The 23,802-nt window shown below is 35.3% G+C and carries 28 protein-coding genes and 1 pseudogene; 19 read left to right on the plus strand and 10 right to left on the minus strand.

All coding sequences use genetic code 11. The features are described 5' to 3' along the window. Window positions 1-435: 435 nt before the first annotated feature. Window positions 436-1,212 carry an enoyl-CoA hydratase-related protein gene (locus tag MOK21_RS02635; protein WP_249072426.1) on the plus strand — a complete coding sequence of 259 codons (777 nt, stop codon included), beginning with the start codon at window positions 436-438 and terminating at the stop codon, window positions 1,210-1,212. A gap of 21 nt (window positions 1,213-1,233) precedes the next feature. Continuing rightward, window positions 1,234-2,058 (plus strand): phenylacetic acid degradation operon negative regulatory protein PaaX, encoded by an 825-nt coding sequence (paaX, locus tag MOK21_RS02640; protein ID WP_249072427.1) that lies wholly within the window; start codon window positions 1,234-1,236, stop codon window positions 2,056-2,058. Window positions 2,059-2,109: 51 nt separating this feature from the next. Here paaX and MOK21_RS02645 read toward each other — a convergent pair whose 3' ends face one another. Both MOK21_RS02645 and MOK21_RS02650 read right to left on the minus strand, forming a co-directional pair. Then, entirely contained in the window at window positions 2,110-2,517 is a 408-nt protein-coding gene (locus MOK21_RS02645) for a PaaI family thioesterase (RefSeq protein ID WP_249072428.1), read from the minus strand. After that, window positions 2,514-3,491 (minus strand): NAD(P)H-dependent flavin oxidoreductase, encoded by a 978-nt coding sequence (locus tag MOK21_RS02650; RefSeq protein ID WP_249072429.1) that lies wholly within the window; start codon window positions 3,489-3,491, stop codon window positions 2,514-2,516. Before MOK21_RS02650 ends, MOK21_RS02645 begins: the two co-directional genes overlap by 4 nt. Before the next feature lie 74 nt (window positions 3,492-3,565). Between MOK21_RS02650 and MOK21_RS02655 the strand changes: the two genes are divergently transcribed. The 4 genes from MOK21_RS02655 to MOK21_RS02670 all read left to right on the plus strand — a co-directional run bounded on the left by MOK21_RS02655 (window position 3,566) and on the right by MOK21_RS02670 (window position 6,159). Next, window positions 3,566-4,081: a gamma carbonic anhydrase family protein gene (locus tag MOK21_RS02655; protein ID WP_249072430.1), complete on the plus strand. Its 516-nt coding sequence runs from the start codon at window positions 3,566-3,568 to the stop codon at window positions 4,079-4,081. Between the two features lie 217 nt (window positions 4,082-4,298). After that, window positions 4,299-4,718, plus strand: coding sequence for a hypothetical protein (locus tag MOK21_RS02660; protein ID WP_249072431.1), 420 nt, complete (start codon window positions 4,299-4,301; stop codon window positions 4,716-4,718). A 254-nt stretch (window positions 4,719-4,972) separates the two neighbouring features. Beyond that, a complete protein-coding gene (locus tag MOK21_RS02665) occupies window positions 4,973-5,668 on the plus strand; it encodes an SAM-dependent methyltransferase (protein WP_249072432.1) in 696 nt (231 codons plus the stop codon). A 221-nt stretch (window positions 5,669-5,889) separates the two neighbouring features. Further along, window positions 5,890-6,159, plus strand: coding sequence for an S-layer homology domain-containing protein (locus MOK21_RS02670; RefSeq protein ID WP_308221860.1), 270 nt, complete (start codon window positions 5,890-5,892; stop codon window positions 6,157-6,159). A gap of 160 nt (window positions 6,160-6,319) precedes the next feature. On the opposite strand, the gene MOK21_RS02675 is transcribed toward MOK21_RS02670, so the two are convergent. Further along, entirely contained in the window at window positions 6,320-7,666 is a 1,347-nt protein-coding gene (locus MOK21_RS02675) for a C40 family peptidase (protein ID WP_249072434.1), read from the minus strand. A 463-nt stretch (window positions 7,667-8,129) separates the two neighbouring features. On the opposite strand from MOK21_RS02675, the gene MOK21_RS02680 reads away from it, so the two are divergent. After that, window positions 8,130-8,462 carry a DUF1093 domain-containing protein gene (locus tag MOK21_RS02680; RefSeq protein ID WP_249072435.1) on the plus strand — a complete coding sequence of 111 codons (333 nt, stop codon included), beginning with the start codon at window positions 8,130-8,132 and terminating at the stop codon, window positions 8,460-8,462. A gap of 430 nt (window positions 8,463-8,892) precedes the next feature. Here the strand turns inward: MOK21_RS02680 and MOK21_RS02685 are convergent, their stop codons facing one another. Further along, entirely contained in the window at window positions 8,893-10,050 is a 1,158-nt protein-coding gene (locus tag MOK21_RS02685; RefSeq protein WP_249072436.1) for a Ger(x)C family spore germination protein, read from the minus strand. A gap of 193 nt (window positions 10,051-10,243) precedes the next feature. Beyond that, on the minus strand, window positions 10,244-10,648 hold the full coding sequence (locus tag MOK21_RS02690; protein ID WP_249072437.1) for a VOC family protein: 405 nt from the start codon (window positions 10,646-10,648) through the stop codon (window positions 10,244-10,246). A gap of 145 nt (window positions 10,649-10,793) precedes the next feature. On the opposite strand from MOK21_RS02690, the gene MOK21_RS02695 reads away from it, so the two are divergent. The 3 genes from MOK21_RS02695 (at window position 10,794) to MOK21_RS02705 (ending at window position 12,428) form a co-directional block, all read left to right on the plus strand. Next, the gene (locus tag MOK21_RS02695) at window positions 10,794-10,976 is read left to right on the plus strand and encodes a hypothetical protein (protein ID WP_249072438.1); all 183 of its coding nucleotides are present in this window, start codon (window positions 10,794-10,796) and stop codon (window positions 10,974-10,976) included. Window positions 10,977-11,103: 127 nt separating this feature from the next. Beyond that, window positions 11,104-11,751 (plus strand): pentapeptide repeat-containing protein, encoded by a 648-nt coding sequence (locus tag MOK21_RS02700; RefSeq protein ID WP_249072439.1) that lies wholly within the window; start codon window positions 11,104-11,106, stop codon window positions 11,749-11,751. A 122-nt stretch (window positions 11,752-11,873) separates the two neighbouring features. Beyond that, window positions 11,874-12,428, plus strand: coding sequence for a putative glycolipid-binding domain-containing protein (locus tag MOK21_RS02705; protein WP_249072440.1), 555 nt, complete (start codon window positions 11,874-11,876; stop codon window positions 12,426-12,428). A 756-nt stretch (window positions 12,429-13,184) separates the two neighbouring features. Here the strand turns inward: MOK21_RS02705 and MOK21_RS02710 are convergent. Beyond that, window positions 13,185-13,943, minus strand: a complete 759-nt coding sequence (locus MOK21_RS02710) for an SDR family NAD(P)-dependent oxidoreductase (RefSeq protein WP_249072441.1) — start codon at window positions 13,941-13,943, stop codon at window positions 13,185-13,187. 130 nt (window positions 13,944-14,073) lie between these two features. Here MOK21_RS02710 and MOK21_RS02715 point away from each other — a divergent pair, with 130 nt between their 5' ends. Continuing rightward, window positions 14,074-14,958: a LysR family transcriptional regulator gene (locus MOK21_RS02715; RefSeq protein ID WP_249072442.1), complete on the plus strand. Its 885-nt coding sequence runs from the start codon at window positions 14,074-14,076 to the stop codon at window positions 14,956-14,958. Between the two features lie 164 nt (window positions 14,959-15,122). Then, window positions 15,123-15,365 (plus strand): hypothetical protein, encoded by a 243-nt coding sequence (locus tag MOK21_RS02720; RefSeq protein ID WP_249072443.1) that lies wholly within the window; start codon window positions 15,123-15,125, stop codon window positions 15,363-15,365. A 176-nt stretch (window positions 15,366-15,541) separates the two neighbouring features. On the opposite strand, the gene MOK21_RS02725 is transcribed toward MOK21_RS02720, so the two are convergent. Continuing rightward, entirely contained in the window at window positions 15,542-15,730 is a 189-nt protein-coding gene (locus MOK21_RS02725; RefSeq protein ID WP_249072444.1) for a hypothetical protein, read from the minus strand. Window positions 15,731-16,568: 838 nt separating this feature from the next. Between MOK21_RS02725 and MOK21_RS02730 the strand changes: the two genes are divergently transcribed. Further along, window positions 16,569-17,291, plus strand: a complete 723-nt coding sequence (locus MOK21_RS02730; protein WP_249072445.1) for a YukJ family protein — start codon at window positions 16,569-16,571, stop codon at window positions 17,289-17,291. Window positions 17,292-17,601: 310 nt separating this feature from the next. Here MOK21_RS02730 and MOK21_RS02735 read toward each other — a convergent pair whose 3' ends face one another. Both MOK21_RS02735 and MOK21_RS02740 read right to left on the minus strand, forming a co-directional pair. Next, window positions 17,602-18,222 carry a hypothetical protein gene (locus tag MOK21_RS02735; RefSeq protein ID WP_249072446.1) on the minus strand — a complete coding sequence of 207 codons (621 nt, stop codon included), beginning with the start codon at window positions 18,220-18,222 and terminating at the stop codon, window positions 17,602-17,604. A gap of 573 nt (window positions 18,223-18,795) precedes the next feature. Then, window positions 18,796-19,005, minus strand: coding sequence for an excalibur calcium-binding domain-containing protein (locus MOK21_RS02740; RefSeq protein ID WP_374110093.1), 210 nt, complete (start codon window positions 19,003-19,005; stop codon window positions 18,796-18,798). Between the two features lie 317 nt (window positions 19,006-19,322). Between MOK21_RS02740 and MOK21_RS02745 the strand changes: the two genes are divergently transcribed. The 5 genes from MOK21_RS02745 (at window position 19,323) to MOK21_RS02765 (ending at window position 22,394) form a co-directional block, all read left to right on the plus strand. Next, window positions 19,323-19,535, plus strand: coding sequence for a hypothetical protein (locus tag MOK21_RS02745; RefSeq protein ID WP_249072448.1), 213 nt, complete (start codon window positions 19,323-19,325; stop codon window positions 19,533-19,535). Between the two features lie 110 nt (window positions 19,536-19,645). After that, complete coding sequence (locus tag MOK21_RS02750; protein ID WP_249072449.1) at window positions 19,646-20,077, plus strand: BrxA/BrxB family bacilliredoxin; 432 nt, start codon at window positions 19,646-19,648, stop codon at window positions 20,075-20,077. Next, window positions 20,065-20,856 (plus strand): class I SAM-dependent methyltransferase, encoded by a 792-nt coding sequence (locus MOK21_RS02755; RefSeq protein WP_249072450.1) that lies wholly within the window; start codon window positions 20,065-20,067, stop codon window positions 20,854-20,856. Before MOK21_RS02750 ends, MOK21_RS02755 begins: the two co-directional genes overlap by 13 nt. 148 nt (window positions 20,857-21,004) lie before the next feature. Continuing rightward, window positions 21,005-21,526 carry a hypothetical protein gene (locus MOK21_RS02760; protein WP_249072451.1) on the plus strand — a complete coding sequence of 174 codons (522 nt, stop codon included), beginning with the start codon at window positions 21,005-21,007 and terminating at the stop codon, window positions 21,524-21,526. 100 nt (window positions 21,527-21,626) lie between these two features. Next, window positions 21,627-22,394: an ANT(4')-I family aminoglycoside nucleotidyltransferase gene (locus tag MOK21_RS02765; protein WP_374110094.1), complete on the plus strand. Its 768-nt coding sequence runs from the start codon at window positions 21,627-21,629 to the stop codon at window positions 22,392-22,394. A 435-nt stretch (window positions 22,395-22,829) separates the two neighbouring features. Here MOK21_RS02765 and MOK21_RS02770 read toward each other — a convergent pair. Further along, a pseudogene (locus MOK21_RS02770) lies at window positions 22,830-22,925 on the minus strand (recombinase family protein); the annotation flags it as partial. Window positions 22,926-23,235: 310 nt separating this feature from the next. On the opposite strand from MOK21_RS02770, the gene MOK21_RS02775 reads away from it, so the two are divergent. Beyond that, window positions 23,236-23,769, plus strand: coding sequence for a DUF4879 domain-containing protein (locus MOK21_RS02775; protein WP_249072453.1), 534 nt, complete (start codon window positions 23,236-23,238; stop codon window positions 23,767-23,769). The last annotated feature ends 33 nt before the right edge of the window (window positions 23,770-23,802 follow it).

A 23,802-nucleotide genomic window follows, 5' to 3' on the forward strand; every position in this document is an offset into this window, starting at 1 on the left:
TGGGGATCAGCAATATAGGAACGAAGGCTAAAATCATCACATCCTGTGATAACGCCTTCGTGACCAACCTCGTGTTGGCCCGAGACCCTGGAGCGAGCAAATAGGGGAACGAAGGCTAAAACCATCACGTCCTGTGATAACGCCTTCGTGACCAACATCATATTGGCCCAAGCGGCTCATCGGACGCCCCCAGGAAGCTCTGCTCTGCGCGAAAGCGAAGCGTCAGCGGCAAATGTTTTCTGTAGCGAAAGCGAAGCGACAGCAACAAAGCGCCCAGCTGGAACGGAAATCACCCACTTCGTGTTGCAAAAAAGTCATACTTTCTTTTAATAGGACACTTTAATCTCATTAACATAAAAGTTTTCAACAACATGAAACGGCACAATCGATGTGCCGTTTTTTTGAAACAATCGAATAGAAAAGGAGAGTTTGCAAATGAAAAGTATTTCATTTAGAATAGAAAATTATATTGCTTATGTAACAATAAATCGTCCAGAGGTGTTAAATTGTTTCAACTATAATACATTATTTCAACTGCAACAAGTAGTAGACGAATTACATATAGCTGAGAATGTCCGCGCAATCATTTTTACAGGTGCGGGTGAAAAGGCATTTAGTGCGGGTGCAGATTTAAAAGAACGAAAAACATTAACAACGCAAGAAGTACGTCGAAACGTACGAGCAATTCGAGACGTGTTTAATAGTATAGCAAATTTACCACAACCAACAATTGCAGCAGTGAATGGGCATGCACTAGGCGGTGGATTTGAATGGTTATTAGCATGTGATTTTGCGATTGCAGTTAACGAGGCATTACTCGGCCTAACGGAAACAAGTTGGGCAATCATTCCTGGTGCAGGTGGTACGCAGAGGTTACCACGATTAATCGGCGAAATGAAAGCAAAAGAAATGATTTTAACAGCCGCAAAAATTACAGCTACAGAGGCAGAAGCTCTTGGCATAATTTTGAAATCAGTGCCTCGGGAGACATTGTTGGACGAATGTGAATCACTCGCAATGCGCATTATGCAAAATGGCCCTGTCGCTGTTTGTCAAGCAAAATATGCCATTACACAAGGAATGAATGTCGATCTTCAAACGGGTCTTGCGATCGAATCGAAGGCCTATGAGTTAGTTATTCCGACAGAAGATCGCCTAGAAGCTTTACAGGCGTTCAGCGAGAAACGGCAGCCTGCATTTCAAGGAAAATGAGTTAGAAAGTAGAGGGAGAGAATGGGCGCAAATACACAGTCTATGATTTTTACGCTCTATGGCGATTATATTATGCATTACGGTTCAAAAATTTGGATCGGTAGTTTGATTCGTTTATTAAAAGAATTCGGTCACACAGAGCAAAATGTACGTGTTTCTGTATCTAGAATGGTTAAACAAGGTTGGCTGCAATCTGAAAAGAGAGGGAACCGTAGTTATTATTTTTTAACTAAACGCGGTGAAATACGGATGCAGGAGGCGGCAAATCGTATTTTTAAATTAAAACCAACACAGTGGGATGGGAAATGGAGACTTTTAATGTACTCTATTCCAGAAGATAAGCGACAAATTCGAGATGAATTACGTAAAGAGCTGTTATGGAGTGGATTTGGCTCCTTTTCGAATGGCTGTTGGATATCTCCGAATAATTTAGAAGAAGAGGTTAAACTCCTCATTCAAAAATATGATATTGCTAATCATGTAGATTTTTTTACGGCTGAATACATTGGCCCTCATGATCATGAAGCGCTAATCGAAAAAAGCTGGTCATTGGCTGAGATTGAGGCACGTTATGAGAAGTTTATGGATCAATATAGTAAGCAATATATTATTCATCAAAGTGCAATCTCAAGACAAGAAATGTCAGATGCAGAGTGTTTTGTAGAGCGTACAAATCTTGTTCATGAATATCGTAAATTTTTATTTATCGATCCAGGACTGCCACAAGAATTATTACCGCCTATGTGGAGTGGAAATCATGCTGCGCTATTATTCCAAGAATATTACAATCTATTGGAAGGTCCATCATGCCGTTTCTTTGAAGAAATATTCCATGCAGATAATTAAAATACGAAAAAAGAGCTTGTCCATACTTATTATGGATAAGCTCTTTTGCGTTTAGAGGACCATGATAGAAGATGTTATTTTGGCAGCATACTGTCCATTTTGAGAAACAGTTGCTTCCACATAGCATGTTTTTCGGCCTTGCTTGACAATTGATGATTCAACCGTAGCCATCCCGGTGTGAAGAGGTCGTAAAAATGTTGTTTGCAAATTAATCGACGCAAATCCTTGATTACTTTCTAATATTGAAGCCATCGAATAGGCCATCGTAATATCTGCTGCAGAAGTGATGAATCCTCCCATGACGACTTGATGCCCATTTAAAAATCGTTCATCGATGTTCCAAATGCAAATGGCTTTACCGGCAATAGCCGATTTTACATGAATACCTAAAGTTTTATCACATGCTGGTGGTTCAATTTCTCCAGCAATCACTCGCTTTAAGTCGATCATAGTCGTCATAATTGAACACCCCTAACTGAGTCTTGGAAAGTATTCAGTAATGTCCGATTTAGACATTGCTGAGCATCATCCATCATAGTCTCGATAAGAGTCGTAACGGTCGGTAAGTCTTGGATAATCCCTGCGATTTGACCGCTATTCATAAAACCGCCTTGCTCATTTCCTTCCAAAGCACCTTTTATATGATAGGTTTCGGATGTGCGTTCTTGATATTCAGCAAGTGTTATACCTTTTGCTTCATCAGCAAGAAACGAAGAGGTGAAAGGTGAACATAACACACGGCGAACCTGACCAATCGAACGTCCTAGTATGACCGTTTCCACATCAGTTGCATCAATTAGTCTTTGTTTATAGGTCTGATGTACTGGCATTTCCTGTGTAGCAATAAAGCGAGTTCCCATCTGAACACCGGCTGCTCCAAGCATTAAAGCAGCGGCTAATCCACGACCATCGCCAACACCACCTGCTGCTACAACAGGTATAGAAACCGCATCGACTACTTGAGGAATTAACGTAAAGGTAGTCAATTCTAAATTGGAGTTAATTCCTGCAGCTTCATAACCCTCAGCAACAATCACATCTGCTCCGCCTTGCTCGGCCTTAATAGCATGCTTAACAGAGGCTACAACAGCAATCACTCGAATATGGTGAGCATGTAATTTTTCTATATATAAAGTTGGATTACCTGCAGATAAAGAAACGACCGGTACTTTATGTGTAATAGCTAATTGCAATAATTCCTTTGTATAAGGATTGACATTGATTGGCACATTGAGGGCAAAAGGTTTTTGCGTTAATTGCTTCGTTGCTATAATGCGTTCTTCAACTTCTGCTGGCGTCATTGTCCCACAGCCAATTGTCCCTAAGCCACCTGCATTCGATACAGCTGCCACAAGTTTAGGACTACTGATATTACCCATTCCCCCTTGGATAATAGGGTATTTTATTTCTAATACAGAACATAATTCATTCAAAAATAGCACCTCCGTTGAAAATGTGTTATACTAAATTCTAGCAAAATATTCCGATGATTGAAAGGATGATTTTTATGGAGATTACATACGCTTTAAAGAAGCCAAATGTTCATGAATCAGTATTTCAGGCCCCAGGCACGTATATTATTGGAGATGTTACGGTTGGTGAACAATCGTCTATTTGGTTTAACGCTGTACTACGTGGTGATGAAGATAGTATTACCATTGGTAAACGTTGTAGTATTCAAGATAATTCAACCATTCATTTATATGAAGGAGCTCCAGTTGTTGTAGAGGATGAAGTAACAGTAGGTCATCAAGTAGTTTTACATGGTTGCAAAATTGGTCGCCGCTCGATTGTTGGTATGGGTTCTGTTATTTTAGATCATGCTGAAATTGGAGAAGAATGCATTATCGGTGCAAACACACTTATTACACAAGGCTCAAAAATCCCACCGCGTTCATTAGTCGTTGGCTCACCAGGGAAAGTCGTGCGCCAGCTGCAAGACAAAGACATCGAGTTAATCCAGTTATCAATCGACACATACGTTCAAAAGGGAAAAGAGTTTAAAGAAATAATAGAGGATTAAATACGAAAAACCTTTGTGAACCACAAAGATTTAAACTGCTTGTAAGGATTAAGTTCAATGTTGTGTCGAACTTAATCCTTTTCATTATTTCTTTATTGTTTGTTGGATTTGTTAAAAGAGGGATGATATTGTAAAATGTCTTGTGCGCAAGGTTATCATTTCTCATCTCTCCACACTGTATAGTATTATTAAGTTTAGAATTAAGGAGTGTGAGAATATGAGATTCATTAAATTCCTTCTGATCATAGTAATTGTTCTTGGTATTATTGGTTATGGGGTGTATCATTTTGGTGTCAAGTATGCGTCCGAAAAAGTCGCTGATACAATTTCGTCAGAGTTAGAGGAAAGTGGACAAATGGATGAAATTAAAAATACGATTGAAAGCGACCCTCAATTAAAATCCTTTATGGAAGAGGCTAAAACGGCAGATAGCAGCAAGTTGCCGTTTACAACAAAAGAAGAGGCGACAAAAGTAATCATTAAAAAAGTTGGTATTTCGGAGCTTAATAATATAAGAGTAAAAGTACAAAATGGTACTATGACAAAAGAACAGGTCATTCAAGAAATGGAAGGTAAATTGACAGACGAAGAATTGATGGCACTAAAAGTAATCGTTTATAAAGAATTATATAAATAAAACATTAATGGATCATAAGAAGGGTAATAGGACATGCAGTGTAGCATGTTCTATTTTTTTGTATTTTGAGCGAGAAATCCATTGAAGGCGCCTCACAATAAAAACTTAACTTTTGTGTGTCCGGAATCTTGAGATCCACAACGCTTTGGGTGTATTTTTTTGTTCAATTAACATATTGGATTAAATGTATTTAAAAGGATAACTTAATATTTGTGTTATATTGTAAATATAATTTTTTAATGAGGTGAGTTTAGATGAGTGAAGTCGAGCAGAGTACAAAGTTAGATTTAGAACGGATTGTTTTTATTGGGAGAACGTTTGAAGAGTATTTGAATATGTTCTCACTATCAGAGAAAGAACTTCATGGAAAGAAAATACTTGATTGTCCAGCAGGTGCTTGTTCATTTACTGCAATAGGTAACAAATCAGATGTAACAGCTTGTGATATTGCTTATTACCATTCGGGTGAAGACTTAAAAAATAAAGGTCTTCAAGATATTGAACACACGGCGGAGCATTTGCAAAAAGTTCAAAGCAATTATAAATGGGCTTATTTCAAGGATATAGAAGGTCTTAAACACAATCGTTTAAGGGCATTATATGATTGTACCAATGATATGAAGGAATTTAATGAAAGATATATCCCCGTTACTTTACCTTCATTACCATTTGAAAATGAAGAATTTGATATGCTTCTTTCAGCACATTTTTTATTTATGTATTCAGATAGATTAGATTATCAATTCCATCTTGATACGCTAAATGAATTATTGAGGATTACGAAAGAAGAAATTCGTATATTCCCTTTAGTTGATTTAGAAGGAAAAAGATATAAACATTTAGAGCAATTAATAAGTTATCTGAATAACAGTGGCTGTACAGTTGAAGAAGTAAACGTGCCATATGAATTTCAAATAAATGCTAATTCAATGTTAATAATAAAAAAATGATTTATAAAATATACAAAACAAACTTAATTAACGTTCACAAATGAAAGCTTCGAAATGACTTTAAAAGCCACAAATGTTGTTAAATCAACGTTTCGTGGCTTTTGTTATGAACACTGTTTATATGTCTTTTTATGACGTAAACAGTTGATATATTTCGTTGGTCCATGGACGGATGAAAATAGGGCAGGGGAGGGGGCGTGTTTTAGAAGGTCGGAGCAGGTATCGTGGATGGTGCAAACGGAGCATTTCGTCCAAATGCCTATATTACACGTGCGCAAATGGCGAAAGTAATGGTCCTTGCATTTGGCTTAACGCCAGAAGGTAAGAGTAAGTTCAAGGATGTCGATTCATCACACTGGGCAAGTGGCTATATTGCTGCTCTTGCGGACCACAATATTGCGCTAGGTGATGAAAACGGTAATTTTAGACCAAATGAAAACTTAACACGCGCCCAATTTACAGCGCTTATGTATAGAGCGCTTGGTTTATAAAGCGAGGTTTTGAAAAGAAAGAGATGGGACAAAAAGAAAAATGTCAGACCAAGATAAAATCGGTCTGACATTTTTTGATTTTAAATAAGGAAATTCATATTGTGAAATAGAAAAGTTATTTTTTCTTTTCGTTATTTTTTCTATCCAGCCTTTTCTATGTTTATTTTAAAACACGACGGGCTGTTACATAGTTTTGATTTGCCCATGTTGAAGTCAAGCTTTGTGTAACAACATGATTTGTTGTCATACTAATAAATTGATTATTACCTAGATAGATGCCTGTTTGTTTAATATCTATCCCGCCATTGTTAGTAGAGAAGAAAATAAGATCTCCTTTTTGTAACTGAGCTTTTTCCACCTTAGTCCCAACTAATGCTTGTCTGCTTGCTAATTTATCTTTTAAATCAATCCCATGCTGTTTAAAAACATAATACGTAAATCCTGCGCTCGTAAACGTAAGTGAGCTTTCGTCATACGAATAGCCAAACTTCACTTTACTACTCAAATTTGTGGCAGTAGAAATAATTTTGTCAGCAGCAGTAGAAGGTGTGCTAGGGGTTGGATTTGAGTTATCTGAAACAACACGTTTTGCAGTAATATAATGTTCATTATAATAGTCAACGAATAGTACTCTTGTCGTAATATCATTTGAACTTGGAATAATCAGACGATGATCTCCTGCATAGATAGCTACTAGTGAAGGATTTTTAGAACCTTTAACACTATTGAAGAACACCAAATCACCTTTTTTTAAATTGGTACGTGAAACCGTTGTCCCAACATTCATTTGTTCCTTTAAATCGGTTGTCCCAAGTTTAATGCCACTCTTACGATAGATAAAGTCTATAAATCCTGGCGCTGTAAAACGAAGACTCTGTTCACTATTCGTTGTGCCCATAGTTACTTTATCTTTATAGTTATAAGCATTTTCAACGATTTTATCGCCTGTAGTTGCAGGATTAGCGGAGAGTAATGTAGGTAAAACTCTACGGGCCCCTACATAATTTTCTGTATAATAGGGCTTGCTATTTAAATCAGAAATAACAATATTTTGCTGAGAATCAGCCATGTGAATCATTTTATTGTCTCCTATATACATACCAACGTGGTCTGGGTCTGTCCCGGTTTTTTTACTCTTAAAGAATAGTAAATCACCTTTTTGTAATTGACCTCTGTTAACAGATGTTCCTTGCTGTATCATATAATCTTCATTATAAGTTGCAAGGTCAACACCATTTTTCTCGAAAATGTACATCAAAAATGAAGCGCAAGAAAATTTATAAGGATATGTAGTCTTGTATTCAGTATTACTATATGTCGCCTTACCAATTAAGCTTTTGCCAGTTTGAATTAATTGTTCTGCTTTCGCTGTAACGGCCTGATCGTTATTTAGAACATTTGTAGTTGCTGCTTCAACTTTGATGGGCTGAATGGTTGGTTGTATAGTTCCCAATGTACTAAAACCTATCGTAAATGCTAATGTTGTTGTTAAAAATCGTTTATTCATGTTGTTCATGTCCTCCTGATGCAATTGTTAGGTTGGCTTGCCATTGGCATTAATCGTAGCATGAGAAAGTAGGGCTTCTTCGAGGTAATTGTTACCACGCTGAATGGCGATTCGCTGTAAACACCTGGTATAAAAGGCTTCAGTGCCTTAAATTACAGTTTTATTACAAATGTTTCAGGGGTGAAGTGTTCGGACATGTTCCCGATTTGTATCCCAAAAATCAATGGTTCCATCAACGCCATAAACATGCAGTAATACAGAAGCCGGACAAGCTATTTATTTTGAAGCTGAACGTAAAAAAATTTGGAAACAGTAGCAAGGTTCTAATGACACAAATGTTCTTGCTTTAAAGGTGACAATTTCGTAAGCTAACTGTCATGTCCCGAAAATTAAGGTTGTGAAGAGATGATCTATACTCTTCGGTAACGATACGAATTCGTTAGAAAAGAGGAGGACATGCAAAATGAAGATGATGAAATTTATAGCAATGACCATTTTATTCGCTACTTTATTAGTTGGTTGTGGTGAAAAAGGTGCATTGATAGAAAAAGATTACTTTATTCAAATCAACGAGGAATTACAAACTCCAAATAGTAATGGTCATTACGTATACGCACTAGAGGGGTTTGATGAGGATGGAAATGAGCAGGTTGTAAGTTTTTTTGCAGAAAAAGCTTATGATAAAGGAACGCTACTCCGTGTCCCTAGAAGTTTACAAGGATATACTGGGGAGCCGGAAGTCATTAAAGCAGATGAGATACCAAAAAATATTAAGGGGAAATTTAATCTGAATTAGATTCTATTTACTCTATAGAAAAGGCCAATTTCTTAACATTAACAGTAAGAAATTGGCCTTTTTTCAAATAATGCTTGAATTTAAAACCAAACTTACGAATTAATCAAACACTGTATCTTTATTAGGATTACTAAAAAAGCAATTTGATTTGACTAGTTGTATTTCTTCCTAAGAAGGGAAATGAACTTTTGTGCCACTGACCCTAGTGCTGATCCGCATGAAGTCACCCAAGTATGTTTTTACCATAACAATATAAAAAAGCTGTAGCGTATGACAACGCTACAGCTCAGAATTGGTCTTGCCCTTATAAATGGCTTAGCCATCTACAGCATTATACCACATAGAATGAAAAATCATAGTGCTAATGAAAGAAAATTTATTTCAGTGAATCGAATATAGCGCTGGGTGGATACAAAGGTGTTATAAATAGTTATTCTTTAATCGTTTCGGCAAATGTTATTCGACCAGGATTCACTTTGATTACGGTAATATTTATTTTACTAAGTGTATCTTCTGTTAACGGTATTTTGCCATCTTTCTGAAGTTTTTTCCATGCCTTTACGTTTTTACGATAAAGTGTCTCAGATAGACGGAAAACATCAACATCTAATTTTAAGCCTTCTGCATATGAATTTTTTATATCTTTTTTAACTGCACGAATAATACCTTTTCTTATTTCGTCGGTGGATACTTTTCCTTTGAAACCATTGATGGTGGCATTTAGTTTTACATCCACTTCAAATGTTACTTCGTTGTTTTTTACAATTGGTTTCAATTCTGTACTTAATTTTTCTAAGTCTACTGTTAAGAATTCTTTTTCTTTATTGTTTAATTTAAAGGTTACATCTCCACGAGTTTTTTTAGTATACATCCATTGTACGCCTCTCGCTGCTCCATCATTTAAATAGCCTTTAAATCCATCCTTTGAAACTACTCCAAAACCTGTTAAAGCAGTTTCCTTTGTTGGTTCATCGGTAGTCTCCCAGTTTTTGTTGATTGTCATTAACGGAATATTTGCTTCATGACTCGGCTCATTTAAGTTGAGAATTAGTTTTCTTAAATCAATGGGCTCTACATATGTTTGTAGCTCTTTTGTATGCATAGGATTGCTTAGCTTCGAATCGGTTAGTGATTTATTTAATATCGGTGTCACTAATAGAAGATCTTTAATAGGGTCCTTTGTACAAAATGTCAATATTTGGTATCTAGTTTCTCGATGACGCAAAAAACTGTCAATAACAGGAATGGCATTCTCGTTTTTTAAAGCATCTTCGGAGAAAATAAGAAAAGTCATATGTCCCCAGAACACTTTTTGGTCAATGGAGCGATATAACTTAAAAAAGGCTTCTTCCATAGTTTTCCCTTTTGCAAATCCAATCTCTGAAGGTGCTGCTTGAGGAGTCGGCCCTTCAGATTTAGCTACATTCGCAAAATTGATAATTTGCATATATATTTCATATTGACCATCTTTAAAATCGATACCAATTCCATCAACATAGTACATTCTTTGTGGTTCAGTAATATCCCAACATCCGGAAAGTAATAGTACAGCTGTCAAACTTACCATTAATGTCATTAACTTTTTCATTTTTTGATCCCTACTTTTAGAAATTCTTGTGAAATGTTGAGGTTCTTTATATAGCTTGGACAAAAAATTAGAGGATTATAAGTGGTGAAAAACGAAGAGTAGCTACATTTAGCCATCCCAAACAAATATACCAGGACTCATCATTACTATGAGACCTGGTATAAAAAGCGAAAAGGTATGAAGAAAACCTCTTTTAAACTCCTTTATTATCGCGAAATTCTATAATGGTTCCTTCAGGTGCTGTTAGCTTACAAAGTTGACCATTTTCAACCTTATAAATAATTTCATCATTTTTACAAATAAAATTGACATTCATAGCCTTCAAACGTTCAACTTCTTGTCTTAGATTGTCCACCCATAAACAGAAATGTACAATGCCATGAGCATTCGGATTGTAATGATCAAGGTCTTCATTATATTTTCCAGTTTGGAGTTCAATATAAAAATCTCCAAGTTTTAACCAAGTATTAAAATGTCGATTGTGGAAATTCGGTGATTCCTGTACTAGTTCAAACCCTAGTACTTCCGTGTAAAAATGTAACGATTCAGCATATGTATTTGTTTGTATGCAAATGTGATGCACATACTTTTTAGTCATAAAATCTCTCTCCTTTTATTTCAAAACAAACAGCTTCTCCCTAAATGACACCAGAATAGTTAATAACTGAAGAAATTAAAATAACATTTATCTTAAATTCCTACAAGTATAATTTACGCTAAAATGGATAATTTATATAGCGGAGGTGATAATTTTGACAAACGACAAGCGCAATAAAAGTGAAGAAGAGCAAGTAGAATTTGGAGCAGATTTAAGCCCCGACGATCTAGATGTGCGTGAAGAAAATGATCTAACGAAAGAGCAAATGAACAATGCAAAGCATGAAAAACAACACAACGAAAACACTTCCTCCAAACGCAACAAATAAAAAGGAAGACCATAAATAAAATTCTTACCACAATCTTTGGGTTGTGGTATTTTGATTTTCTCTTTTGTAGAGGAAGCATTTAGAGGTAAAATTAAGTAGCGACATAAAAGCAAGAGAGGGGAACAGAATGACTACTAAATTTAAAATTGAACTTCCACTTATTCCAAACTATTTGGCTGAAGGAACTTTTGAAGATATTTTTTACGATGAAGAACCTTATCTAACGAATCAATTGATTACGAATATAAGTAGAGAGAATGATCATATTGAACGTTTAATTGTTTCTAAAGTACTGTTTCAAAAAGCATCTTTGATCAACTCAAATTTCAATAAAATTGATATGACTGATGTTATTTTTGAAAACTGTGACTTATCCAACTCCAAATTTAACGAAGGAATTATACATCGGGTTACATTTAAAAACTGTAAACTAGTAGGTGTTGATTTTTCAGAGGCTCATTTAGGGAATGTTACGTTTGACGGCTGTATGATGAATTTGTGCAACTTTGGAGTAGCGAGATTAAAACAGATTTGTTTTGAGCAATCCTCATTACGTAGTGCAAGCTATTATGACTGCCAATTTAAAAAAGTGAAATTTGAACAATGCAATATTGATGAAGTTGATTTTAACGACACTCCTTTACATGATGTGGATATCAGTACATGCACTTTTGAACGTTTAAATGTAACTTTAAAAAATTTAAACGGCTGTGTGATTTCCACTGAACAAGCAATTGGCTTTGCTGAATTGATTGGTTTAAAAGTGAAACGGTAATATTGACTAGGTACTCGATTAAATTTATTTATTCTAGATTCCGCTATTAAGGAAAATAGGTGTTTTATTCAGGGAAGAATTAGCCTTCGATGAAGAGTTTATTAAAGATAGGGGAGAAAGTTTTGAATCAAAAGGTAGTATGGCAGAATGAAGAACAGTTTGGTTGTGAGCATTTAAGCATTTTTAAAGAAGAAAAAAACTTCTCAGCGAAAGGGACAATTATATATGTAGAAGGGGATCAATCTAATGCTCATATTGTAGAATACAAAGTTGATTTAGACTCCAAATGGTTTACTAAAAAATTGACCATAATAGTTGATGAACACAACAGTTTAAAATTAAAGTCTGATGGAAAGGGAAACTGGTTCGGAAATGATGGACAGGTAATTGATAAGCTAAAAGGGGCAATTGATATTGATATATCTGCAACACCATTTTCGAATTCACTTCCTATTAATAGAATGAATTGGGTCCTTAATCAAGAGGAACATTTTGAAATGGTGTACATATCCATTCCATCCCTCGAAGTAAAAAAAGTTCCCCAATCCTATAAATATTTAAAAAACAATGGTAAATTGAGATATTTTAGATACCGTTCTTATGATTATGAAACAATTATATGTATAGACGAACATGGTTTGGTTATAGACTATCCGAATGTATTTAGAAGAATATAAATATCTATAGGGCATAGGCTAATGTCAAAGAAAATTCATATTGCTGAATGTCGTTGCTAGGACAGCTTTAAAGTAAAGAAGAGGTTGTGAAATACTATGTTGAAAAATAAAATTATCTCATTTGTCATTACAATAAATCTGGGAATATTTATCGTTCCATTATTTATTGGATAACATACAGTATTGCATACGGAATCTATGGTACTGCATTTACTGCACCCGTCATGCTTGTAGCTCTAGTAGTATCAGTTGTAACTGAAAAAAAACAGTAAGAATAAAATGTTGTATTCATGTATTTTAAGCATTTAATTTGTGCATTCATTTTTGCACTAATTTTTAGTTTAGTTAATTTTGATATTAATACTATTAAAGACACTCTTTATCTAACTATTTCAATAGGCAGTATTTATATAACATTATTTATGATTATTGTTTATATTTTAAAATACGTAAGTAAAAAATAATGTGACGAAGATTCCCATTAGGTTACTACGATATTTTTTAATACTGTATAAAAACTCATTCATGCTATAGAGAAAGTTCAGGAGTAGCTAAGAAGTTTCATCTAAGATTTACAAATACATATGAAGAGGGAGAAGCGTGAACGTTTACTGAAAATGTATTCCGTTCATGCTATTTTATGCCTTGATAAGTTTTTGTTGTTGGTCAGTTATGCCATCTAAATGGACACGAACTTGTTTATAAAAATAGACCGAAATCTGTCTCGGTCTATTTTCGTTCTTCTTTTAATAAAAATTAGTGCGCAACTTGTCCGCCATCTGCTACATAAACATAGCCATTACAGAAGCTTGCTGCGTCTGAAGAAAGGAATACAACGACTTCAGCAATTTCTTCCGGTTTAGCAGCGCGACCTAGTGGAACGTTTGACACCACTTCATGCCAAACTTCAGGATTATCTTTCCACATTTGCGTCATTGGTGTTTCTGTTAAACCTGGCGCTACAGCATTCACTCGGATACCGTCACGAGCGTGGTCAATGGCAGCTGCTTTTGTTAAACCAGTCACTGCGTGTTTTGCTGTTACGTATGGTGCCATATTTGGGTCGGCAATGACACCGGCTACTGATGCTGTGTTTACAATCGTACCGCCACCATTGGCAATCATGTATTCGAGCTCATGTTTCACTGCAAAGAATACACCTTTAACGTCCACTGCCATCACTTTATCAAATGTGTCTTCTTCAATATCTACAAATTTTGCTGGTTTATTTAAAACACCTGCATTGTTGAATGCGTGATGTAATCCACCAAATTTTTCTACAGTCTGTTTCACAAGTAATTTCAATTGTTCTGGACTTGTTACGTCAGTTTTAAAGAAAACTGCTTCTCCACCTTCTTGTTGAATTAGCGCTACAGTTTCTTGTGCACGATCATCCACATCACCAATTGCTACTTTCGCCCCACGGCGTGCAAACGCTAGTGCTGTAGCACGACCAATACCAGTAGCAGCTCCAGTGATTAAAACAACTCGACCTTCAAAATCTTTAACATTCATAGTATTGCCTCCCCATAGTTGTAAGTCTTCTTTACATGTGTAGTATAGCTTTCAGTAAAAAACGTATTCAATATTTTTGAATGCATGAGCTTATTCCTTTATAGTAATAAGGATAAGAAGGTGAATAATCATGCAATTAACACAATTAGAATATTTCATAGTAGTAGCCCGCTTGGAGCATATGTCGCAGGCCGCATTGGAATTAGAGGTTTCGCAATCTTCATTAAGCAAAACGATAGCGCGTTTAGAGGATGATATTGGCGTACCACTTTTTGATCGAAAAGGGAAATCTATTCGTTTAAATGAATATGGACGTATTTTTTATGAAAAGGTCGGAAAGGTTTTAGATGATTTACAAGAGGCGAAAACAGAGGTTCAAGAACTAGCTAATATTCGGGAAGATAGTGTAGCGATAAATGTGATGAATTCAAAACTTCTGCCAAAGTTATTTTATGATTTTTATAAAAAACGCCCGAATGTTAAAATCCGACAGTATTTATTACCAGATAAATTAGCGCTACAAAAATTAATTTACGGTGAAATTGATTTAATGATTGTCATCAATCCTATAGAAGATGAACGAATAGAGTGGGTTCCGTTATTTACAGAAGAAGTCTTTTTAGTAGTCCCGAAAAGTCATCCATTAGCGGCTAAGGACAGTATTTCATTGATGGAGACAAAGGATGAACTGTTTATTTTGTCAGAAACAGGGCAAAACTTCCGAACTACCGAAAATCAATTATTTGAAAGAGCAGGCTTTACGCCGAATATTGCCTTTGAAGGTGAAGATTTATCGATTATTTTACAATTGGTGAATGAAGGAAAGGGTATCTCTTTTATTTTCAAATACTCATTTTTAGATCAGTATTTAGACAATGTAAAGATAGTAAAAATTTCAAATCCGGATTGCTTCCAAACCGTAGGGATTGCTTGGAATAAAAAGAGAAAAAATTCGTTTGTCGTAAACAGTTTTCGTGATTTTGCTATTTCATTTTTGAAGGATAGTACAATGTAAGAGGGAATTGCGAAGTTGTTATTTTGAGGAAACCGCAAAATACCAAAATGTACTATAATAGTGGGTACACAATAATTTCTAGACAACCACTACGTACTAAAAATAGAATATTGCGAAACTTATTTAAACTCCAATCGTAATAGTTAATAGGGAGGAGGGATAACTTGAAAAAATTCTTAGTGTTTGCAGGAAGTTTTACGTTAGTATTTGTCGTGTTGCATGTGCTATCAGGGATGTTATTAACGATGTTTTATACGCCTAGCATTCAATGGGAAGAGGTTTCATCTTTACAATCGCAAGTGGTATTTGGAAAGACAAGCTTTATGCCGACATTTGTTATATCTTTCGTTGCGCTGGTAATGGCTTTTGGAAGTTCTAAACTGATCGATAAAAAAGCTGTTCACTAATTCTTTGATGTAGTAAAGGTTAATTAAATAGTGAGGACGATTTTCATTATTCGCCATTAATAAAAAGAAGCATATTCGTTAAATTTGAATATGCTTCTTTGGTTTTCGAAAAGATTGTTGCTATTCTACGAACGGAGTAGTTGAGTTGAAGTGGTGGATGGCATTGTGAATAGCCTTTAATGTTTTTTAAAGAAACTTGATGTGATCAAAAAAGTAACTCCAACTAAAATGAATATAAGTGCCACAGATTTATTCTGAATAAATGAATTGAAATGAAATGGACCAAATGATGTTCCAAGTCCACTTAAAGATAATAACAAGCCTATCCCAAAAATGAATTTTCCAATTGTAGTATGCGTTTTCAATGAATGACCTCCTGAAATACGGATCATTATTATTGAGTATAACATAATATGGAAGTTGTTTAATTAGAAGATTTATGAGCAGTAAAAAAGCTAATTTAGTCTTAACAGCTTCTGTTTTAGTTTTAATAAGTTTCATCTTTTTTATTTTTAATTAAAAGTGTTCCCAGGGCAAAAGAAATCCCGGCCCATAAAGAATAGAGAAAGTTTTTTAGTAAATGCCAATCTCCATTTCTGAAATAATCCCAAACGGTTGTTGATAAAAACAATGTTACAAAGATAGCAAAAGATATGTATTTTCTGAAGGATGTCAATGTCAATTAAAGCACCTCGATAAAAATTGTCAATAAATTATAGCATGATATTAGTTATATCACTAGTTTATGAAAAGTATTTTACTGAAACATTATGAGTGATAAAACTATAAAAAGGGCCACTTGGGATAGGAGTGACCCTTTGTAACAAGATTCGGAGGTGTAAGGCTAAATTAGCTTTACATTACTATTAATATGTCGTGATAGCTTTGTTTGTATAGTTCATAGCCTGAGAAATAGATATAAAAATAAAGAGCCCTAGCGACGTCCCATTTTTCACTTTAAAATTGGCATACCTTTCTTGAATTTTTAGTCTAATTGATTTGAATTAGAAGGAGTTATTGGAATTTTATAGAAGGTATTAAGTGTTTAGAGTGGTATTCAATTATAAATTCGGAGTGATCGAAAGAAAAGGGAGGAGATAAATGCTAGACAAACAAAATGGAGAAAGTTTGATTTTGCAATTTTAGACAATGAATCCTGAACAAAAGAGTTTGCCTATAAAACTTTATTGGAGGTAATTGACTATGCCATTATACAAATACGGAGTACTAAAAGGTAAAGTTGTTGACGTGAGACCTGTGGATTCATATGACAAAACTCCTCATTACGAAGTGCATATTCGAGCAACAAAGAAGGATAAACGGGAGGAGAATTATAGGATTGCCATTAATGTTGCCTCTAAGGTAAAGCCTTCAGAAGTGCTCTATTTTGTTAGTGAAGATTTTAACTCGAATCAACTAACAATTATTCCAAACTACGAAGAAGGATTTACCGAAGTTACGAATGAAAATCGTGAAATTGCATTAGATTATATTCGGGGAGGCTTATTTGATTCCTCAAAAATGATTCCTCTCCCAGCCACAAAGAATGGACCAGACAATGACCTAAATGAAAAAGTTAATAAATATATGCAAGAGGCTATGACTAAAAAAGCTACTGTTTATGCTTACGGAGAAAAATTTAAAGTAGAAGAGGAAAAAGATAAATATTTCGGTTTTTCTCCAGGCAGAGGTGTACACGATATTCATATGAATCAAGGAAATAGTAAGGAATTTAGACAAGACGACGGGATATGGCAAGATGGTGGGGTACTCATTCATTTTGAAGAAGAGAATAGATGGATAGGTATATTCCTAGCCTTCCAATCGCAGTCTTGGTGTACAGATGACCAAGGTCATGCGACAAAGCCAGTTAGTGTATGTAATCATGCAAATAGGAAATCGGCAATAATTGCTTCACTCAGATAATCGTTAACTGTCGATAAATAGATTTATGTTTAGTGTTTTATCCGTAGAAGTAGTTAAATAGAAGAAAACTGAAAGAAGCCTAGTGTAGCAATGTTGCAGCTAACCCCAAAAACGAAACAAATAAACACCTTTCGTTGGAGAATGGGCATTGAACCTTATCTATCAACGTAAGGTGTTTTATTACAGCTAATTAATGGTAATCCCTTGCTTTTTCGAAACTTTTCTTATGTCTACATAGCATTCGCCAAAATCGAATGCTTTTTCTATGACTGAAAACTGACTAAGGCAATATAGGTGAAGTATTTGATGATTAAATTCTATTATAGATGACCATAAATTGTGCTGCTTCAGATTCAAGTGCAATTAAATGATCTTCAGTAGAGGGTTCATCTGAAATTAATCGTCCTTTTTGAACGTTTAAAATAGCAGGTTTTATATCAGGAGAATGCTCAATGGTAAAATGAGATTGATTTAATAGTGTTAATGATGAGCGGCATTTGTTTTTATCAATACGTTCGTCCTTCCCTTTGAAATATAACTTGATTAAGTATGGAACGCCGTCAATTTTTAATCCGAGTTCTGGTGATGAACGAACCGTTAAATAATCGCTAAACCAATTGGATTTACCTGGCTCAAACCACTCAATTTCTTTATTTTTAATGAATTTTAAATGTGCTTTTACGGCTTCAAGATAATTTTTCTGTTTAGCTTGAGAAACATTGTTAGCAAGAGAAAGCAGAAAATCGTTATTAAATTTGTTCTCATGAAATTTTCGGATACCATTTCGTAAAGGTTTCCAGTAATCAAAAGCAGGATTGTATTCATCCTGATATTTTATTTGTCGAACCATTGAAGTTTTACCAGTAACGCCTTTGAAAGTAAAATCTGTAAATTGTGTAAGACCGATAGATACTTTTTTTGAAGACACCAAAACAACTCCTTTATTGGTAGTTTTATCTGAATCAATAACAAACTACTACTCAATTGAAAGTTTAAAAAATGCCATTTTGAAAATGGTTTATGGATGTATGCTAAATCCAAAAACCCTGATAAGGCAGGCAGTGGCTACCATGATGTATGGAATGGAGGCTTTGTTAAACCAATTGGGCTGTTTTTTTTGATGGATGTTAGGAAAGTAATCAAGCGCTATGTAAGGCTATATAGCTAGTGATTCATTGGAAGAGAATTTGATTATGACGAATCAATATGTAGCGGAAAATAGGAATAGTTATCGTTACAAATGTTAGTGAATCTATATATTAGATGGCAAGATCGAGAAAATAAGGGTTTTTTGTGAAATGTGGGCAAATTATTGTAGCTAGGGTGTACCAGTAAGTATTGCATGCTGGCAATAAAGAGGCTGCCTAACAGTTAACTGTTAAACAGCACATGGATAATGTAAATATAGAACAAAAAACTGGAAAAAGTCAATAATTTTTTTAAAACGTTCCCCGCAGCACAAGGTATCTTCAGCTAAGGTAAATTAATTACGGTATTACAAACTTTATCTCTCGCAGGCAATGCCATCTTTGTCGCGATCTTTCGTAATATTTGCTTTATATAGTTCAGCTGATACAAAAGGTTTGTATTTAGTTTTTCCACCTTTATTTTTCACATTGGCATCCTTCGCAACCCCACCTTTGTAGTCCTTATTTAATTCTGCGCAATTTTTGTATGATTTCGCTGCTGCCTCTATTGGTGTAGGGTTGCTCATTGTTACACCGATTAATAATGAACTTGCGATTATGGTAGTAGCTAATTTTTTCATAATGTTCCTCCTAGAATAGTTTTATTGTTTTAGGGTATTGATGTAGTTGTTAATGAATGCGAAAAATGGGTTTAATGACCTTAAGTAAATATTACTAATATATTTGTAGAAAATCAAATTATCCATAATTGTTTTATATTAACAATTAGCAAATGCGCAAAAAGTCACATGTAAACGAGTATGGCTTTTAATAATGTATCAAAATCCTATCACGAAATTTATCATGTCCAGTCTATGATTAGTGTAGAAGGTGGTGGTAAAAGATGAGAGGTAAATTAGAAAATATTCATATAAGTTTTTGTGAACAAAACGGGGATGAAATGATGAGCTACGAGATCAATGATTCTCTATCAGCTTTGATTCCGAACATTGGTGATGTAGTTAATATTAAGGATAATTACAGGACCGTGAGTGAAAGAGCTTTCACTTACAGTCCGAGAAACATTAAAGTTACAATTTATTTAGAAGAATTATAGATTATCTTTTAATAAAACCCATGAAATCGGGTAAAAAGCAAGTCTTTGTACATTCGCGAAAATCCTTGCTATAATAACCTTTGCGAATACATATGAAAGAGGGTAAAAGCATGAACGCTTATGATGAATATATGAAACAGGTTGTGAAGCCGATGCGTGAGGAGTTAGTGGTGGCTGGTTTTACGGAGCTTACGACTGCTGACGCGGTGAATGAATTTATGGCGGAGACGAAAGGGACTTCGTTAGTTGTGATTAACTCGGTTTGTGGTTGTGCGGCTGGGTTGGCACGTCCGGCTGCTCGTGAGGCAGTGGAGGCGGTTAAGCCTGATCATCTTGTGACTGTTTTTGCAGGTCAAGATCCTGAAGCGACTGCAGCCATGCGTAGCTTTTTTGAGGATGTGCCACCAAGTTCACCATCAATGGCGATTTTAAAGGATGGGCAATTGGCATACTTTATTCCACGTGAGCAAATTGAAGGATTCCCTGTGGAGCAAATCGTTACACATTTAACAGGTGTTTTAGAGCAAACATGCGAGAAATAAAAACCATTATTACGACAGCGGGCAGACCAGACGATTTATCGTTGGCGCTCGCTGCTTTTGCGTGTGAACAATTAGGGGCTTCGTTTGAGCCAAGAAAAAAGCGTTCTGTTCGGAAGATTTCTCAGGAATTGCATGCGCATGTGATCGTTGCTGGGAAGAATCGTTTTGAGTATTATGCATTTGGTGCAAATGAGCCGTTTTTCTTTCATCCGAATTCAGCAGCGTTTCGTTTAAAGCGTGTTGCTCGTGGGGAAGCGGAGCCGTTTTTAGAAGCGGCACAGCTTAAAAAAGGAGATTCGGTGCTTGATTGTACATTGGGGCTTGCTGCGGATGCTATGCTGGCGGCTTTTACAGTTGGTGAAGCGGGGCGAGTCGTTGGGCTCGAAGCAAATCCGAATGTGGCATTTATTGTTGAGCAGGGGATGAAAACCTACGATACGACAGAGCTTCCTTTGACTGTATGTATGCGCCAAATTGAAGTGGTGCAAGCAGAGGCAGTTAGTTATTTAAAAACTTTGCCTGACAATTCATTTGATGTCGTCTATATGGATCCAATGTTCGAAGAGATTATTGAAGAAGCCAATAATTTTGAAGCATTACGCTTAGCAGGGGAACATGTGACATTAACAGATGAATGGGTTAGTGAGGCGAAACGAGTGGCAAGAAAACGGGTAGTGTTAAAGGCTCATTTTCGCTCAGAATGGTTTGCCAAACATCATTTTAAACAATTTGAAAGAGCAACTGCGAAATTTCATTATGGTGTTTTGACTGTTGAATGAAATAAATATTATGTGTTTTTTAGAGGCTTGTTCATTTGAACGGGTCTCTATTTTTTATCTAAAATTTAAAATATGGTAATATTAGTATGAAAAGAGGGGCTAGAAATATCATTTATGCAGAGAGGAAAGAATTTTGAGGGGGATGTATATGAAGCAAGTAATTGAAGAAATCGAGCTGTTTTTGAAAAATCCACTTGCGGAAGAAGAAAGCTTTTGGGATAGTGAAGCATTGGTCTGGGTGGATTGGAAAGATTTTGACGATTCAATTGTTGAATATTTTAACGATTTTTTACTTGAAGAAGATAAAATAAATGTTGAACTAGTTGAAAATGATAAGCCAAGGTGTGTTGATATTTTCTTGATAAAAGATGAAGTAAAGAAAGCAATCCCTTATGATGAAGAAAAAACGGATAGGGACACAACTTTGAAAGCTGTTCAGGATTTTATTGCTCCAAAATATCAAATCCGTTGGTACATGGATTCGCTTGGCGGAGATACGTTGGCTTTTTGTTTGCTACCAACTGAAAAATGGTTGAGGTTAGAGAAAGAATATGGGGAAGAAAAAGTGGCCTATTATTTTGCACCTCTATCACATGACTCGGTTATGTTTGAAATGGATATAGACGAAATGTCGGATTTGCTGGAAAAAAGAAAGCAGAAAGTTAATTAAGGAAAGGGGATTATATACATGACAGCAGACAAAATTCCTCGTTAAGCTCGTGGTCCTCCCTGGCGAATTATTATCTCATTTAAATAATTCACAAGGAGAGATAAATATGATTGGTCCGAAAAAAGTAACGAGAGAAGAAAGAATGAAAATTGCTTATTCAATTGCTAACCAAGTGTTAGAAAGATATGGTTCAAAGGTCCAAGCTATAGGAATTTACGGTTCATTAGCCAGAAAAACAGATGGACCATTTTCAGATATAGAAATAAAGTGTATTTTAAACGCTTTAGATGAAGACTTTAGCTATGAATGGACAGCAGGAGATTGGAAGGCAGAAGTGAACTTTGATAGTGCGGAACATATTATCGAAGAAGCGACTACAGTTGACGAAGAATGGCCGCTGACCCATGGACAATTTTTCAACGTTCTACCTATTTATGACCCGAAGAATTTTTTCACTGAATTGAGAGCAAAAGCTAGCTCAGTGGATAGCTCGATATTTAAAGAAGCGATTTGTCGGACTTTAGTAGAAGAAATGTACGAGTATATTGGTAAAATGAAGAATATCGAAGTTCGAGGTCCTCAAACATTTTTACCGATTTTGGCGATGGAAATTGCCACTGCAGGTGCAATGATTTTGGGATTACACAATAAACAATTATTCTCAACTTCTGCACAAGTATTATCTGAAGCATTGTCGTTAACCGATCAACCTGAAGGGTTTGACGATCTATGCGAATTGGTGATGTCTGGGAAGCTCTCTGATCCACAACATATTATTGCGATTTGCGAAAATTATTGGGATTCGTTACTAAAATGGTCTTCTTTACATGGGTATCAAATTGAATGTTCAACTGCTATACCTTGGTAACATGAAATGAAATGTTTACTTTTTAAAAACTCTATGCTATAATATGAACCGTGCTATTTTAGGTGGCATATTTACGTAATCTGGAATTCTGCTTTTTGTTTTTAAGGATACTTATTCACACTGGCGCATGCTTTGGGGCTGCAAGGACGCAAAAGAAGGTTGGGTTTGCGTTGCTTAAGTTAGAAAGCACACAGTGGAATTTTACCGCGGTGATGAAACTACATGTTTCAATATAATATTCCCCAGATGATTGGGTTGAGACTTTACAATTTACGAAAAATGTTACCTATTAAATACTAAAGGGGTGGCTTCGCAAAAGCGAGGCTGCCCCTTGTCCAATTTATCGTGAAAACTGATGGCATTTCAGCTAAAAGCGCATTTTGGATTGCATTTCACGATAAACCGCCTAGAAAAATCTTTCCCTGACTTCTTCTATGTATATATTCTTTCGCAACCAAAAGCTTCAAGCTCCTTCAATTGACGATCTAAATTTTGATCTACAGAACTAACCCTCGCATAACCAAAAATCATTACTTTCCAATCCCATTTACTGAATAACTTAAAATGAATAATCTAATATATTGATAATACATTAAGATTTGTTCATCTGGCGGCTACTTAAAATGAACATTTTCTGAAGTGATATAATAAAGTTATGAAGTTATTTAATAAATAATCATTTTTTGTAAAATAATGTTAAAAATACTATTCGTTGTCCGATGAATATAATGTGTTACAAATAATGTGAAAGGAGAGGTTGTTATATAGGGAAATATTTACTAGCTGTTGGAATTTTACAATTGGATTGGGGCTAAATACAGCTGAAGCTTCAGAGATAGAAATGGGTAAGGTTGAAGTAGATCCATTAATTAAAGATTTAAAAACAAACCATTCTGATTGGACTATTACATTAGTAACTTCAGATGAGGTTGCCAAAATTAAAGAAGAATTAAAAAATAGTCAAAATAGTTCCGTTCTAAGAGGTCCAGCACCACCTTTAACAAATGTTTATATTGACAAAGTAATATCTCAAGTTGGAACAAGCAATCAAAAAATTGAGGATATTGGCTTGCAGCAAACTTCTCATGCAGTTTCAGGCACTGTTACTGTAGCAGTTATGGAAGTTGGCTATGGAACTGAAAATCAATGGTTAGATGATGAGCGTATTACATATCAAAATCGAGATTACAAACTTAATGAAGCTGCTATTGATTTTAATAATGACAAAATTATAGATGCGTTTTATCATACAGTAACTTTTAATTCAGACTTAAAAATCTCAAGTGGAACATCTGCATTATATAAGTTTAGATCTACTTCACAAAATTACCCTTGGAACACCATTGAAAGAACTATAAATATTCCACATTTATAATTTAGGAATACTATGAAGAGAGGTGTATTTAAA

Source organism: Lysinibacillus sp. BPa_S21 (assembly GCF_023337795.1).
GTDB lineage: Bacteria > Bacillota > Bacilli > Bacillales_A > Planococcaceae > Lysinibacillus.